The organism is Nakamurella sp., assembly GCF_044224575.1.
GTDB lineage: Bacteria > Actinomycetota > Actinomycetes > Mycobacteriales > Nakamurellaceae > Nakamurella.
In genome coordinates this window covers 183,590-198,780 of sequence record NZ_JBGAKE010000001.1, presented here as the reverse complement: position 1 = coordinate 198,780, position 15,191 = coordinate 183,590, and the positions used below count along the sequence as shown (strand labels likewise).

Sequence of the window (15,191 nt, the reverse complement as noted above, 5' to 3'; positions counted from 1 at the left end):
TACGTCACTGAAGTCACTGCCGACTGCGGAGCATCTCCCCGGGCCAGTGGATCTCGATCCGCGGTGCAGGTTCCCCGGTGCCGTCGGGGCGGCGGATCCGGGGCCGGGGTTCCCAGGGTGCTGATTTGGGTGGGTTCGGTGGCCGGCCGTGGTGGGTGTGTCCGGTGGGTGTGGTGGTGGTGATGACGCCGGTGTCGTCGACGCGGGTGGTCCAACCGTCCAGGTCTTTGACCAGGTTGCAGTTGGTGCAGCGGCCGTTGCCGTTGCGCAGGTCGGTGGGTCCGCCCTTGCTGACCGCGACGGCGTGGTCGGCCTCGCGGATGGGGGCGCCACACCAGGGGGTGCGGCAGATCTGGTCGCGGGCGGCGAGGAACTGGCGGGCGGCGGGTGGGAAGTCGCGGCGGCGGGCGTCGGTGGCGAGCAGGTCCCCGGTGCCGGGGTCGGTGAACAGCCGCCGCACCCACACCCGGGTGCGTTCGTCTGCGGTGAGCAGGTCACGGGCGATGGGGGCGGGGACGGGTCCGTGGCCGATGAGGTGGGCGGGTTCGTCGTCCCGGTCGGCCAGGGCCCGGTCCGTCATCACCAGATGCAGTTCCACGGCGGGGTGTTCGGGCTCCCCGGCGCCGGGAGTCATCGTCCGCTTCACCAACTCGTCGGCCATGACCTGGCCTTTGCTGCGGTGGTCATCGGGGTCGCAGTGCGCGGTCATCGCGGCCCGGTGCAGCACCCCGTAGACGCCGACACCTTCCTTCATCGGGAGCAGTGCGGTCAGGTAGGTCATGCAGTCGGGGGCGGGGCGGATGGTGACCCGCCGGTCGGTGACCGCCTTACTGGCGCGGTCGGCGGCGCCCTGCGGGTCGAGGCGGTGCGCCCAGCCGCGGGCCTGGTGCGCGGTGTGCTGATCGCTCCACCCGGGCAACTGGTCGGCGATCGCCGCGTCGATCCGGGCGCGGTGCTCGACGCTGAGGTGGGCGGTTTCCCGGGCGATGAGGGTGGCCCGCCATTCGCTGGCATCGCCGCGTTCCAGGACGTGCAGCACCTGCGGCATCTCATGGACCAGGGTGTGGGCGAGGCCGACGTGCCGGTTGCCCTTGTGCGGGCTGTCCCGGCGGGCCAGCGCGATCTGCGCGCACACGGATCGGCGGGCGTCGACCGGTTTGACGCCCGCCGCGGTCAGTTCCGCGCGTTGGGACACCGCGAACGTGTCGGTGAGCCGGGCCTGCCGGGCACTGATCGCGGTCTTAAGTTGTTCCAGGGCGGTGATCTCGTCGATGAGTTCGGGGTTGGTGCCGGCGGTGTCGAGCGCGGCCAGTGTCGCGATCAACGCGACGGCCTGCTCGGTACTCGACATGTGTTCGATTGTAGCCGAAGCAACTACTCCGGTCCAGGAATCAGTGCTCGTCAAGACATATTTATCGAACACATAGATGATGCCTTTGTGTCACCGATCGGCGTGTGGAACCTTGCGCGGATCAACTCACCCCGAATGTGACGGGTGGGACGGGAGAGTGCGAGTTCGTCCGCGCCGGCGTTGTTGATCCGCGCGGCGAGGGCCCGGCCGGGGTCAGAGGCCGACGATCCGCGCGGCGAGGGCCCGGCCGGGGTCAGAGGCCGACGATCTGAGCCACCTCGGCCCGGAGGCGGTCGAGGTCGCCGGTGGCGGTTGCCCGCAGGGCCGCCAGGGTGGCGTCGTCGGCGGCGGCCGGAACGTCCGCGTGCACCTGCAGGTAGCACTTGAGTTTCGGCTCGGTGCCGGAGGGGCGGACCACGACCCGCACGCGGTCGGTCCGCCAGCGCAACCCGTCGGTCTGCGGGAGCAGATCCGTCGACTCGGTCACCGGATCGTCCAGCAGGGAGGCCGGGGGACTCGACCGCAGCCGGCGCATCGCCTGCGGGATCAGCGACAGGTCGGCCACCCGGATGGACAGCGGCCCGGTGACGAACAGGCCGTGCGTCCGGGCCAGCTCGTCCAACCGGTCGCCAATCGTCCGGCCGGCCGCGGCGAGTTCGGCGATCAGATCGCAGGCCAGCACGGCCGCGGAGATGCCGTCCTTGTCCCGCACCCGGTCCGGGTCGACGCACAGGCCCAGGGCCTCCTCATAGCCGAAAACCAGGCCGGTGCCCTCGCCGTCGCCGGCCCGCACGATCCACTTGAACCCGGTCAGCGTCTCGTCGTACCGCGCGCCGTACCCGGCGGCGATCGAGCGCAGCAGTTCGGCCGACACGATGGTGGTGGCCACCAGCGGATCCGGGTGGGCGGTCCGGTCCAGGTGCCGAAGCAGATGATCGGCCAGGAGAGCACCGGTCTCGTCACCGGTGAGCATCCGCCAGGATCCGCCCGTCGGGACGCCGATCGCGCACCGGTCGGCGTCCGGGTCGAGCGCCACCGCGACCGCCGCGTCCGTCCGCGCCGCCAGCGCCAGCAGCAGGTCGGTGGCCCCGGGCTCCTCGGGGTTCGGGAACGGCACGGTCGGGAAGCCGCCGTCCGGCACGGCCTGCTCGCTGACCACGTGCACGGTCGGGAAGCCGGCCAGGTGTAATGCCTTGACGGCGATCTCGCCGCCGACACCGTGCATGGGGGTCAGTGCCACGCCCACGCCGGTGCCGGTGTGCCCGGTACGGGCGAGCGTCGCGGCCCGCGCCAGGTAGTCGTCCACGATCGAATCGGGCCATGGCCGGACCGATCCGGTGACGACCGGGCCGAGAACCAGCGGGCCACCGGCGGTCTCGTTCACCTCGATGGACCGGGCCGCGGGGGCGGCGGCGATGGCCTGCTCGATCCGGGTGTCCAGCGGCGAGATCAGCTGCGCGCCACCCCGCAGGTACACCTTGAGACCGTTGTCCTGCGGCGGGTTGTGGGAGGCGGTGACCTGCAAACCGGCCGCGGCCCCCAGCTCCCGGACGGCGAACGCGGTCAGCGGGGTGGGGTGCGCCCGGCTACTGAGCAGGACCGAAAAGCCCTGCGCGGCAAGCACTCCGGCCGCATCGGCGGCGAATTCGGCGGACCGGCGCCGGCCGTCGTAGCCGACCACGACCACACCGTCGCGTTCGCCGGACCCCAGCAGGAAGGACCCGATGCCGTACGCGGCCCGGCGGACCACCGTCAGGTTCATTCCCGCGGGCCCCGCCCGCAGCGGCCCCCGCAGCCCGGCCGTGCCGAACGCCAGGGGCGCGGACAGGCGGTCGGCCAGGTCGGCGACCGCCTCGGCCGAACCGGCCATGGCCCCGGCGAGGACCCGCTGCAACTCGGCCCGATCATCGGGCGACGGGTCGTCGGCGATCCACCGCATCGCCGCGTCCCGCAGGTCGGGGGTCAGCCGGGACACGCCCGCGCCGGTCACGCGCGGGCCACCAACTCGGCGAGCAGGTCGCCCATCCGCGCGGCCGCCGCCCGGCCGGTGGCCAGCACCTCTTCGTGGTTGAGCGGCTCGCCGGTCATGCCGGCGGCCAGGTTGGTCACCAGGGACAGCCCGAACACCTCGGCCCCGGCAGCCCGCGCCGCGATGGCCTCCAGCACGGTCGACATGCCGACCAGATCGGCGCCCATCCCGCGCAGCATCCGGATCTCGGCCGGCGTCTCGAAATGTGGCCCGGGCAGCTGCGCGTAGACCCCCTCGGCCAGCGTCGGGTCGATCGACCGGGCCAGTTCACGCAGGCGGGGCGAGTACAGGTCCGTCAGGTCGACGAACGTCGCGCCGGTGAGCGGAGACGTCGCGGTGAGGTTGAGATGATCGGAGATCAGCACCGGATCGCCCGGTTTCATGCCCGGCCGGATCCCGCCGGCGGCGTTGGTCAGGACGATCAGCCGGGCCCCGGTCGCGGCCGCGGTCCGGACGGCGTGCGCGACCGACCCGACGCCGCGGCCCTCGTACAGGTGGGTGCGGCCGAGGAATACGAGCGCCCGTTTGTCCGCGACCGGGATCGACCGGAGGCGTCCGGAGTGTCCCTCGACGGACGGCGGCGCGAACCCGGGCAGCTCGGCCACGTCGAGCTCGACCGCGGCGGTGCCCAGGCGTTCGGCCGCGGGTAACCAGCCGGAGCCCATCACCAGGGCGACGTCGTGGCGCAAGGCGCCGGTGGCCCGGGCAATCGCCGCCGCGGCCTCCTCGGCGGTCGCTCGGGCATGCGTGGCGGGGTCGACAGACATGCCCGGGAGCGTAACCGGGCCGGTCAGACGACGGGCGGTTCGAATCCGATCGGTGCGGCGACGACGACCGTCCCCCCCAATGCCGGGGCGAGAGCCTGCGGGCCGGGAGACGCCGGTGCGATCGCCGTGGGCGGCGCGGCCGCGCTGCCGTCGGCGGCATCGGCGATGAGCCGCACCGCGAAGAAACCCGCGACGGCCGCGAGCAGGGCGACCACCACCGCGACGGCGATCCGTCTGGCGGCCGAGGGTTCCGGGGCCACGTCCGGCAGCGGCGGCAGGGCCGCGGCGTCCGCCTGTGCCCAGGGCGGTGGGGGCAGCGGCTCGGCCCGGGTGCCGAAGCCCGGCCCGGCCTGTCCGGCCGCCTGCTGGATGCCGTGCAGCGGCATGTTGCGGCTGAACTGCGCGGAGTCCTGCGGTCGAGCCGGATCGTCGGGCCGCCCGGTCGGTGACGCGGTGCCCGACGCCGGGTCGCCGGGGGGCGGACCGACCGGCGGCGCCGCGGGCCGGAAGGCGAACGAGGAATCGCCCATGGCCGGTGGACGCTGGGTCGAGTGCAGAGGTGCCCCACCGGGGCCGCCCGGGACCGGCCGGGCCGGCGACGCCGACGGTCCGGACGAGCGGACGGGCGGCAGGCTCCGGGCCGCCGGATTCTGCTGGCGCCCGGCGCCGGGTGCCGGCGGTGGCGTCATCGAGTGGGATCCGGTGGTGGCATTCCGGCCGAAACCGGGCCACTCGCTCCGCGGAATGCGGCTCACCGCCGCCAGGTACGTGCCGGACGGATCGTCGGCGATCCCGCGCATGATCTGCAACGACTTCTCGATGCGCATGCGCAGGTTCGGAGTCTTCACCAGCAGGCCGGACACCACCGCACCGAGCCGCCCGGAGTGCGGATGCGGAGGCACGGGATCCTTCACCACCGAGGTGAGCGTGGCGATCGCGGTGCCCTGGTCGAACGGCGGCCGGCCCTCCACGCAGGCGAACAGCAGGCCACCGAGACTCCAGGCGTCCGACACCGGGCCGGCCGGTGTACCGCTGGCCACCTCAGGGGCGATGTAGGCCGGTGAGCCCAACAGCAGGCCCGTCGCGGTCATCGTGTTCTCCGCCGAACTGCGGGCGATGCCGAAGTCGGTCAGCTTGATCCGCCCGTCATCGCAGATCAGCACGTTGGCCGGCTTGACGTCGCGATGGGTGATGCCGGCGGCGTGGGCCGCCAGCAGGCCCGAGGCCACCGCCACCCCGATGGTGGCGGCCTGACCGTCCGGCAGGCGACCGACCCGCTTCAGGATGTCGGCCAGCGACCGGGAATGCAGAAGCTCCATGACGATGACCGGACCGGCGGGCACGGTGAGAATGTCGAACAGCGTGATGACGTACGGGTTGGACAGCGCGGCGATCGCCCGGGCCTCCCGCAGAGTGCGTTGCTCCAGCTGCCGGCGTTCACCCGCCGGTGTGCCGACCGGGAAGTCGATCTCCTTGATCGCCACGTTGCGGTGCAACACCAGGTCGGTGGCCGCCCAGACGGTGCCCATCGAGCCCTTGCCGATCACCGAGTCGAGGCGGTACCGGTCCGCCAACACCCGCGGGGTAGGGGTCCCTCCGGGGGCGGCTGAAGCGGTCACCCGCCCATCGTGCCAAAGCCCGCGTGTGGCGGACACCGCCGCGCGGTGTGGTGTCGGCCGCAGGCCCCGTCACCGTCGGGTGTGGCGGCGGACCGGTCGGCCGGCCGGAATCGTCGACGAAGACCCGTTGATCGAGCGGAGCGCGACGGCTGACGCGACCCCGGTCGACCGAAGGCGCTCTTTCAGAGTCGGCCGAGCTTGCGAGGCCGCCATGTGGGCAGTTGGACCGGCGCAGGCAATCTGGCGACGTAGGAGCCTGATTGTTCAGCGCGGTCCTAGTATTCGTCGATGCGCGAACCTCGGTACCGCCGGCCGGCTGGCTGGATCGCCGGCCTGCTGTGCGCGACTCTGCTGGCCTCCTGCGGGACGGCACCGTCCGACGTGACGACGGTTCAATCCACCGCGGCCGGCGCCACCGGTCAGCCGGCGGACACCCCGGTCTCCTGCGCGACCCCGCTGGACGCCACGGCGCTGCTGCCCGGGTCGGCGGCGCCATCGGCCACTGCGGCCGGCCCGCCCATCCCGGTCGACCCCGAGTTCGCCCAGGTCGCCAATGTGTTGGCGACGGGCGTCGCCGCATGGGACAGCGGTGGGTTGAGTCTGGTCGGGTGGGGGCTGGGCGAGTTGCTTCAGGCCGGCCAGCAGGGCGGCGACATCGACCCCCAACTGCAGACGGCGCTGACCAATCTGTCGACCCAGATGAGCACGATCAGCAGCCAGCTCAACCAGATCTCCGGTCAGCTTGCCGGCATCACCAACCAGATCAAGGACGCCACCTACCAGACCGAGATCCAGAGCCTGACCACCGACCACATCGCGCCGATCCTGTCCATGTGGCAGGACTACTGCGAGATCACCAGCACGCAGGACACCGACGCCGCCTCCATCAAGAACTTGACGTCTGCGATCCTGGACTCGGCGAACGGCGTCACCGCGCACACCACCGCGATCACCGAGGTGTACACCGGGTCGCAGGTCACCGGCGAGGTGGCGTTGCCCGGGATGTTCTCCACATTCCTGGTCGATCAGGGCGTGCCGCCGCTGGACGACCAGCCGCTGTACCAGCAGTACGTCATTCCGTACGCCGAGTACTTCACCAGCCTGATCGTCATGGGCATGACGCTGCTGACCGAGGCCTATCACCAGCAGGGTGACACCGCGCTCGCCGAAGCCGCGGTGAACGACCTGTGGGCCGACGTCGAAGCCATCTACCGGAGCACGGGGGCGCCGGTGTCCAACGATGCCGGAGTGCTGCACATCCCGACCGGCACCGTGTGGTCGCGTTCGCCCATCTGCATCACTGCGGCATTCGACAGTTCCGACGCCCCGAACCAGCTGAACAATCCGGACATCGACCAGCAGGCGTTGGCCTGGAACGTGGTGGATCTGACGGCTAACTCCGGCTCGACCGCCGGCGCCGCATTGTCGAGCAGGATCGCCGAGGTCGCCGCGACGGCTCCGGAATCGGCCCGGGCGGCCGCGCCGACCACGCCGCCGACCGGCGTGGGCGGCCTGCCGACCAGCTTCACCTTCAAGACCGGTGACCGCGTGTGCGGCGGGCTGTGGTGGCTGTATGCCATCCCGGCCGGGAACTGGGTGCCGGAGGCGCTCACCCACGCCGGCCTGCCATCGGCCCACCTGTACGCGGGAACCGGCGATCCGAACAGTGTGTGGCGGGCGCCGGTCAGCGGGGACTACGCGGCGCTGACGGGGGCGCGGGGATCGGCAACACCACAGGACTACCTGAACGCCAACGGGTTCGCCATCCCGCAGGCCGGTGGCCTGTACGGCGTGCCGCAACTGGGTTACGACTACATCAACGACGGCGACACCGGGTACTTCGACGCCACCACCGGCACCGACACCTGCTTGTTCTTCGCCCAGTGCGCCGGCAATGCGTATCTCAGCTACCAGGTGGTGGCGACTCCCCAGTGCTTCCTCGGTTCCGCCGAATACAAGGGCCTGCCGACCGCGTGCGGGACGGACTGGCTGGCCGCCGAGTGGCCGGCCAATCCGCCCCCGCCCAAGGCTCCACCGACCACCCCTGTGACTTCCCCGGCCGGTGCCACCACCCCGACCAGCACGTCGGCGTCGTCATGACCAGGACGAGATCGAGGCGGTCTTCGATGCGTGCCCGTCAAGCCCTCGTCGTCGGCCTGAGTGCCGTGCTGCTGGTCGGGTGCTCGGCGGGGTCCGGCCAGGTTGCCGTGCAATCGACCACCGGCCTGTCCACCGCGGGCGTCGCCGACACGCCGGCGTCGTGTACGCAGACGCCCAGTCCGTCCGCGATGGTGCCCGGATCCGCCACCGCCGCACCCAACGGCGCCGCCGTGACGGATCCGTCCTCCGACGCTCTCACCGTCGCCGAGACCGTTGCCGAGGGCGTCGTCCAGTACAGCAACGGGCCCAGCAGCCTGGTCGGCTGGGCCCTGGACGAGCTGCTGGGTTCGGGTCAGAGCGGCGACCTGCCGCCGGACCTGCAGACCCAGCTGAGCAACCTGTCGGGCCAATTGACCGCGATCAGTAACGACCTGAACTCCATCGAGAGCGAGCTGTCCGGCATCAACAACCTGATCAAGGACAGCACCTACCAGTCCGAGATCACCAGCCTGACTTCGAACCACGTGGCCCCGATCCTGTCGATGTGGCAGCGCTACTGCAACATCGTCGCCACGAAGGACACCACGGCGTCCACCATCTCGCAGCTGGCCGACGACGTGCTGAACCCGGCCACCGGCATCCGCGACCACGTCACCGCCATCGCCGAGGCCTTCAAGGGCAATGCGACCACCGGTGACGTGCCGTTGCCCGGAATGTTCGCCACCTTCGTCATCGATCAGGGCGCGGCCACCTTCGACGACCGGCCCATCTACAGCGGCCCGATGCAGAACTACACGGCCTACTTCGTGAATCTGGCGCTGATGGGGATGAGCCTGATGATCGAGGCCCAGCACCAGCAGGGTGACACCGCCGCGGCCAAGGCCACCCTGGCCGACCTGTGGTCCGACATCCGCGACCTCTACCAGGCCGGCGGCACATCCGTCACGGACACCAACGTGATCGTGCACGTCCCCACCGGCACCGTCTGGGCCCGGACCCCGCTGTGCGTGACATCGCAGCTCTCGTCGGACGACATCGTCTACAACAACAACTCCGGCAGCGGGCCGATCCAGCAGGCCGTCTACGACTCGGTGCTGCGCGCCTGGACGATCGGCAACAACGGCGGCGGCGGTCCGGTGCCGCCGCCGGTTTACGAGTTCCCGGCCGGCGCCTCGGTGTGCACGTTGGGCTGGAACCCCGGCGACACCGAGCCGGCGGCCTGGGTGCCGACGGTGATCGGGCAGAGCCCGATCGCCAAGAACGCCCTCTTCGACGGCACGGGCGACCCGTCGGCGATCTGGCGGGATCCGATCGCGGCCGACTTCACCGCGCTCGTATCGGCCCGGGGCGGGGCGACCCCGCAGGCGTACCTGAACCAGAACGGGTTCACCATCCCGCCGACCGGTGGCGTCGACGGGGTGACGCAGGTGGCCTACGGGTTCTGGCGCTCCGGCGAGGCCGGCTACTACGACGTCGCCGACGGGTCGAGCACCTGCCTGTTCGCGACCAATTGCGCCGCGGGTGTCTTCCCGGGCATCCTGCCGGTGATCACGCCGACCTGCTTCCTGGGGGCCGCGTCCTACAAGGGCCTGCCCACACCGTGCGGCAGCGCCTGGGTCGACCCCAAGTGGCCGCCCACGCCACCGCCGCCGACCACCCCGACCACGCCGGTCTCGCCGTCGACCCCGACGATCTCGCCGTCGGCCTCAGCCGGCGGGTGAGCGGGCCAGCACATCGAACCTGGGTACGCCCCAGCCGGAGGCGAGGTCGAACCCGGCGGCCGCCGCGCAGCAGCCGACACTGTTGAGATCGTTGCTGCCCCGGGTCACGTCGTCGAACCAGCCGGGATCGAGTGACCGGTCGACGCCGCCGACGCCGAGCCGCAGCGGTCCGAGGCCGGCTGCGGATCGAGCCTGGCCGACCGCCAGGATGGCGCCCGCGACGAACGGCGCGGCGAAACTGGTGCCCCCGTAGGAGCGCCAGGTGCAGCCGGCAGGGCACACCGGCATCGGCGGGAGGTCCGGCGCCGAGGCCAGCATCGCCAGGTCCGGCAGCTTGCGCCCCGGGAACGCCCTGCTCATCCCACCGCCGCCGGCGCGGTGTTCCTGGGCGTTCACCCAGACCTCGCGGGAGCCGTTGCTGCCGCCGACGGCCAGGACGAACGGTGACGACGCCGGGTAGGTGACCGCCGGCGCGGTATCGCCCGGGGTGCAGGCCGCCGACCCCCGGTCCCCGGTGGCGGCCACCACACCGACCCCGGCGGCCGCCGCGGCGGCCAGCACGTACTCGGTCAGGGTCCGTGCGGGCGCGGACACCGAGTCTTCGCAAAACACGATCGACGAGCTGATGACCTGCGGTGGGCCCGCCGGATCGGTCAGCGCCGTCTCGAGAGCGTCGCCCACCCAGTCGGTGTCGTCCGCGCCGACGAGGGTCACCGCAGCCAGCGCGGGCAGCGTCAACGTGAGTGCCGCCAGGTCGGTCTGCGCCTCGGCGGATCGCAGGTCCGGGGCACCGTCGCGAACCGGGAGCAGATGCACCGCCACCGGTTCGTGGCCGATGCACTGCAGCCACGCCTCGAACGCGGTCGGATCGAAGCGGGTCACCGCGATCACGCTCACCCGCGCGCCGGTGCCGCGAGCGCCGGCTGCCTGAACCGCGTCCAGGCCCTGCGCCGCGACCACGTCCGCGCCGGCCTGCCGGGCCTGCGCGCAGCCGGGCGCCGCCGTCAGATCCGTGAGCTGTGCCGTCGGGGCCGATGCGGATGCTGATCGCGACGCCGGATCGGTGGGCAGAACGCGTGACAGGGGGATCACCTCGGTCACCGCGTCGCGCAGGTCGGCGGGTGGGTCGGGCGCACCGGCCGGAACCAGCACCCGCCGGCCGGCGACGGTGCTGATGTCCCACCGAATACCCAGGGCCGACGCCGCGCCCAAGGTGGTCCGCCAGCGGGCCAGGCCGCCGGTCGCGGAGAAGGTCACGGACGACGCCCCCAACCGGTTCGAAACCTCCTGCCGCACGGCGAGGCCGGCGCCGAACCGGGCCGCGATGTCGGGCAATGGCAGCACCGGGCCGCCGCCGGCCGCGTAGGCCTGCAGGCCGGCCTGGTCGCGGGTGAGCCCGAACACGACCTCGACCGGCTGGTCGTCGGGGATGTCGACCGAGCCGGCCGGCGCCGCGGGGACCCGGCGCAGGATCACGATGACGACCACCGCGGCGATGAGCACGATGACGCCCGTGAGGATCAGCGCGACACGGCGTCCACGACTCGAGCGTGCACGCGTCCGCACCATGGTGGGCCATTATCCCGCCACCCGGCTCACCCCCGGGGGATGAGGGCGGTTCACCCTGCCTCGCGGTTCACTGCTCGCGCCGGTGATCGGCGCGCAGCAGGTGATTCGACCCGGCGACAGGATGAGGGGCCCGAAGCGACAATGACGGGGATCAGCGGCGAATCGGCGCCCACGGTGCTGGTCTGGTGCGCGGTTGCCGGGGTGCTGGCGTTTGCGGTGGGGTTGGTGCTGACGGTCGGGGTTCGTCGGCTCACCGCTCGGTTCGGGCTGGATGTCGAGCACACGCGGCTGCGGCGGTCGCCGATCGTGCTGCTGTGTGCGCTCATCGCGGTGCGAGTCGTCCTGCAGGGCCCGGCGCAGCGTCAGGAGTGGGCGTCCTGGGTGGCCGCGGTGATCGACATCGCCATCATCGGCGCGGTCGCCTGGCTGCTGGTCGACATCGTCCTGGTGATCGAGAAGGCGGCACTGGCAAAGCATCCCGCCTCCGGGATGGGCGACTTGAAGGCACGTCACGTCCGTACCCAGATTACCCTGATCCGCCGCATCGCGGAGGCGGTGATCATCACGCTCGGGGTCGCCGCGGCGTTGTGGACGATCCCGGCGGTGCGGGAGATCGGTGCCGGGATCTTCGCCTCGGCCGGCGTGGTGGGCATCATCGCGGGCCTGGCCGCGCAGACCTCGTTGGGGAACGTGTTCGCCGGGATCCAGATCGCCTTTGCCGACAGCATCCGGATCGACGACATCGTCGACATCGACGGCGTGTGGGGCCGGATCGAGGAGATCAAGCTGACGTATGTGGTACTGCGGGTCTGGGACGGGACCTGCCTGATCCTGCCGTGCACCTACTTCAACACCACCAACTTCCGGAACTGGACACATAAGGGCACCGCGACCAGCGGCGAGGTGCGGCTGTGCGTCGATTGGTCCGTCCCGCTGGATGCGTTGCGCGAGGAGCTGAACCGCGTCGTCGACCGGTCCCAGTACTGGGATCGCCGCACCGCCAACCTGGTCGTCGATGATGCGAGCGGTGCCGCGCTGGAGCTGCTGGTCGTCGTGTCGGCGGTGGACGGGGATGCGATCACACCCCTGCGCTGGGAGGTCCGAGAGGCGTTGGTGAAGTACCTGCGCCGGTTCCATCCGGCCAGCCTGCCCCGGAACCGGCAGGAATCGGTCGACCCGGCCTGGCCCGTGCGGTCGGATTCCGACACCACCGAACCGGCCGAGCGCTGACGATCGTCAACCATCGAAATCCCGACGAAGGAGGGACCCCCGTGCGAGGCGTCAACCTGGGCAACTGGCTGGTGCTGGAGAAGTGGATGAATCCGCAGCTGTTCGCGGATACCACAGCCCCGGACGAGACCAATCTGTGTCGGCAGCTCGATGAGCCATTGCGGCGCGAACGGTTCCGGGCGCACCGCGGAACCTGGATCACCGAAAGGGACTTCGCCTACCTGGCGAACCACGGCTTCGAACTGGTGCGCCTGCCCATCCCGTATTTCGTCTTCGGCGACGTCGAGCCGTTCATCGGCTGCATCGACTTCGTGGACCGTGCCTTCGACTGGGCGGACACGTACGGAATCAGCGTGCTGGTCGACCTGCACACGGTGCCGGGCAGTCAGAACGGTTTCGACAACGGCGGTCTGGCCGGGGTGTGCACGTGGCACACCGACCAGCGGAACGTCGGCGCCGCGCTGGACGTGCTGGAGCGGGTGGCCGCCCGGTACGCGGGACGCGACGCGTTCTGGGGGCTCGAGGTGCTCAACGAGCCGATCTCGCCGGCTCTGTGGGAGTTGATCGATGTGCCCAGGCGGTATCCCGCGGCCGTGCCCGCGGAGGGCGAGGGTTCCGGACCGGTGCCCACCGACGTGCTCTTCGACTACTACCGGCGGGCCTACGACCGCATTCGCGCGGTGGCGCCGGATCTGCGGGTGGTCTTCCATGACGGCTTCCGCATACCGGAGCTGATCGGATTCCTCGACGGCTCCGATTTCCAGAACATCACGGTGGACACCCATCAGTACCTGATGATGTACACGCTGCGGGCGGGCTCCCGGTCCCTGGATGAGTACGTGGAGTTCGTCCATACCGCGATGGCCGCGGAACTGACCGAACTATCCGCCCATGCCCCGGTTCTCGTGGGGGAGTGGTCGCTCGACACCGCGGTCAGGGAGCTGGATCAACGGTCGCTGCCGGAGCGAAGGGCCTACTACCGGGCGATCGCCGGTGCGCAGCTGGAGGTCTTCGACCGGGCCGAGGCGTGGACCTACTGGGCGTACAAGTTGCTGGACGACAGCCCGAAGGCGGACTACTGGGACCTGGGTCGGGCCATCGAACTGGGCCTGTTTCCCATCGGCGAACGGGCCGCCACGGGCGGCTGAGCCGACCAGCGGATCCGGACGACCAGGCTGGCGTTCGGGCAACCCGCACGAACCGACCAGCCACTGTCCCGAAGGGTTGACATGAGTACCACAACAACCACATCCTCCGAGAAGTTCGCCGACCTGCAGTCGCAGGTGGACCAGGCCGCCGAACGCGTCCGCGCGTCCGCAACGCAGACCAAGGACGCGATCAGCGGTCAGGTCGCCAAGGCGCGGGCATCCGTGGAGGCCTCGGTCGAACAGGCCGGCTCCGCCGCCGACCACGTGCTGGATCGAGCCGCCGGCCACTGGGCCGAGGTCAGGCAAAGCTGGCACGCCCAGGTTGAGGCGATGCGCGGCAAGCTCGCCGATCGGCAGGCCCAGCGCAGCGCCGACGCTGCGCTGCGCGAAGCGCAGGACGCCGAACGGTATGCGGTGGCCGCCATCGAGTTCGCGGCCGACGCGATCAACGAGGCCGAGTATGCGGTGTTCGAGGCCGTTCTGGCCCGGCTCGACGCCGAGGTGGCGACCGGGTCGGTGTGATCCCGGCGCCCTGCTGACGCCGTACCGACGCCCGGTCTGCGGCCGCGGTCCCTGGTGGTTCCCGGGGCCGCGGCCGTTTTCGTGGCGCGGAGATCCTCCGGCCCGAGGCGCACCGCGAGATGACCGCGGTCGGGCGCCATGATTGGCCACCGATGGGTCGGCCCCTGGTCAATCGCCCGGCGCCCGGGTCGGCCTGGCGGTGCTGGTTTCCGGCCGTGCGCCCTCAGCGGGCGTCGGAACCCCGGTCGGATTGTGGTGGACGGGTGGCGGCGGCCAGCCGGCGTTGCTGCCAGGTCACGTAGGGCTTGGTGACGAACCCGATGACGATCCCGTAGAAGACCAGGGTCGCGGTGAAGCTCTCGGCGGGGAAGACCGTCGCGGCGATCGCGATGGCCATGCCGGGGTTGCGGTTCGCGCAGGCGATGGCCAGCACGACCGAGTGGTCCGGGTCGGGGCCGCCGAGGAAGTGTCCGACCGCGAGTGCGGCCGCGATGAACACGATCATCGCCAGCAGCGTTCGGATGTCCAGGATCCGCCAGATGGCTGGGGCCAGGGCGACCAGGGCGATGAGAATGGCTACCCACAGCACGATGTCGGCGATCCGGAGCATCGGCGGACCGATCCGGTCGGCCAACCGGGGCCACAGCCGAGCGGTCAGCATCCCGACGGCCAGCGGCACCAGGACGGTGGTCGCGATGGTCACCGCGATCGTGCCCGGCGGCAGGTCGAACGGCCGGGACATGACCCGTCCCAGGAAGTTCGCCATGGCGGGCACGATCGCGATGGACAGCGCGTACACCACGAAGGACAGTCCGTAGGCGAAGGACGGGCGCCCGCCGGAGGCGATCTCGGTGCGGGGCAGCAACTGCGAGATCGGCGTCAGGGCAAGGACGACCAGGCCGGCCCGGGCCGGGTACGGGAAGTCGAAGTACACGTCAAGGGCCAGCGCGATCACCGGCACCACCACGAACATGGCGATCAGGCAGATGACCAGCAGCCGGGGCCGCCGGAACACGTACATGATGTCGTCGTTGGTCGCGCGCAGGCCGTAGCTGAACACGGTGACCGCGATGCTCGCGGTGAACATGATCGGCATCAGCGCCAGCAGCAGGCTGGTCATGGTCGGCCCTCCGGC

11 protein-coding genes are annotated in these 15,191 nt (G+C 71.2%); 5 read left to right on the top strand and 6 right to left on the bottom strand.

Annotated elements, in window-relative coordinates:
- Nucleotides 1-13 precede the first annotated feature (13 nt).
- The 4 genes from ACILSK_RS00910 to ACILSK_RS00895 all read right to left on the bottom strand — a co-directional run bounded on the left by ACILSK_RS00910 (nt 14) and on the right by ACILSK_RS00895 (nt 5,766).
- The gene (locus ACILSK_RS00910) at nt 14-1,351 is read right to left on the bottom strand and encodes a DUF222 domain-containing protein (protein ID WP_395725225.1); all 1,338 of its coding nucleotides are present in this window, start codon (nt 1,349-1,351) and stop codon (nt 14-16) included.
- A gap of 253 nt (nt 1,352-1,604) precedes the next feature.
- Nucleotides 1,605-3,290: a phospho-sugar mutase gene (locus ACILSK_RS00905; RefSeq protein WP_395725476.1), complete on the bottom strand. Its 1,686-nt coding sequence runs from the start codon at nt 3,288-3,290 to the stop codon at nt 1,605-1,607.
- Nucleotides 3,291-3,337: 47 nt separating this feature from the next.
- Nucleotides 3,338-4,147, bottom strand: coding sequence for a purine-nucleoside phosphorylase (locus ACILSK_RS00900; RefSeq protein WP_395725224.1), 810 nt, complete (start codon nt 4,145-4,147; stop codon nt 3,338-3,340).
- A 23-nt stretch (nt 4,148-4,170) separates the two neighbouring features.
- A complete protein-coding gene (locus ACILSK_RS00895) occupies nt 4,171-5,766 on the bottom strand; it encodes a protein kinase domain-containing protein (protein WP_395725223.1) in 1,596 nt (531 codons plus the stop codon).
- A gap of 288 nt (nt 5,767-6,054) precedes the next feature.
- Here ACILSK_RS00895 and ACILSK_RS00890 point away from each other — a divergent pair, with 288 nt between their 5' ends.
- Both ACILSK_RS00890 and ACILSK_RS00885 read left to right on the top strand, forming a co-directional pair.
- A complete protein-coding gene (locus ACILSK_RS00890) occupies nt 6,055-7,866 on the top strand; it encodes a hypothetical protein (protein WP_395725222.1) in 1,812 nt (603 codons plus the stop codon).
- Between the two features lie 26 nt (nt 7,867-7,892).
- Nucleotides 7,893-9,587 (top strand): hypothetical protein, encoded by a 1,695-nt coding sequence (locus tag ACILSK_RS00885; protein WP_395725221.1) that lies wholly within the window; start codon nt 7,893-7,895, stop codon nt 9,585-9,587.
- On the opposite strand, the gene ACILSK_RS00880 is transcribed toward ACILSK_RS00885, so the two are convergent.
- The gene (locus ACILSK_RS00880) at nt 9,573-11,156 is read right to left on the bottom strand and encodes a S8 family serine peptidase (protein ID WP_395725220.1); all 1,584 of its coding nucleotides are present in this window, start codon (nt 11,154-11,156) and stop codon (nt 9,573-9,575) included. The genes ACILSK_RS00885 and ACILSK_RS00880 overlap by 15 nt on opposite strands.
- 141 nt (nt 11,157-11,297) lie before the next feature.
- Between ACILSK_RS00880 and ACILSK_RS00875 the strand changes: the two genes are divergently transcribed.
- The 3 genes from ACILSK_RS00875 to ACILSK_RS00865 all read left to right on the top strand — a co-directional run bounded on the left by ACILSK_RS00875 (nt 11,298) and on the right by ACILSK_RS00865 (nt 14,056).
- Nucleotides 11,298-12,386 carry a mechanosensitive ion channel family protein gene (locus ACILSK_RS00875; RefSeq protein WP_395725219.1) on the top strand — a complete coding sequence of 363 codons (1,089 nt, stop codon included), beginning with the start codon at nt 11,298-11,300 and terminating at the stop codon, nt 12,384-12,386.
- Between the two features lie 41 nt (nt 12,387-12,427).
- Nucleotides 12,428-13,534, top strand: a complete 1,107-nt coding sequence (locus ACILSK_RS00870; RefSeq protein ID WP_395725218.1) for a glycoside hydrolase family 5 protein — start codon at nt 12,428-12,430, stop codon at nt 13,532-13,534.
- 81 nt (nt 13,535-13,615) lie between these two features.
- Nucleotides 13,616-14,056, top strand: a complete 441-nt coding sequence (locus ACILSK_RS00865) for a hypothetical protein (protein ID WP_395725217.1) — start codon at nt 13,616-13,618, stop codon at nt 14,054-14,056.
- A 223-nt stretch (nt 14,057-14,279) separates the two neighbouring features.
- Here the strand turns inward: ACILSK_RS00865 and ACILSK_RS00860 are convergent, their stop codons facing one another.
- Nucleotides 14,280-15,176: a bile acid:sodium symporter family protein gene (locus ACILSK_RS00860; protein ID WP_395725216.1), complete on the bottom strand. Its 897-nt coding sequence runs from the start codon at nt 15,174-15,176 to the stop codon at nt 14,280-14,282.
- Nucleotides 15,177-15,191: the final 15 nt, after the last annotated feature.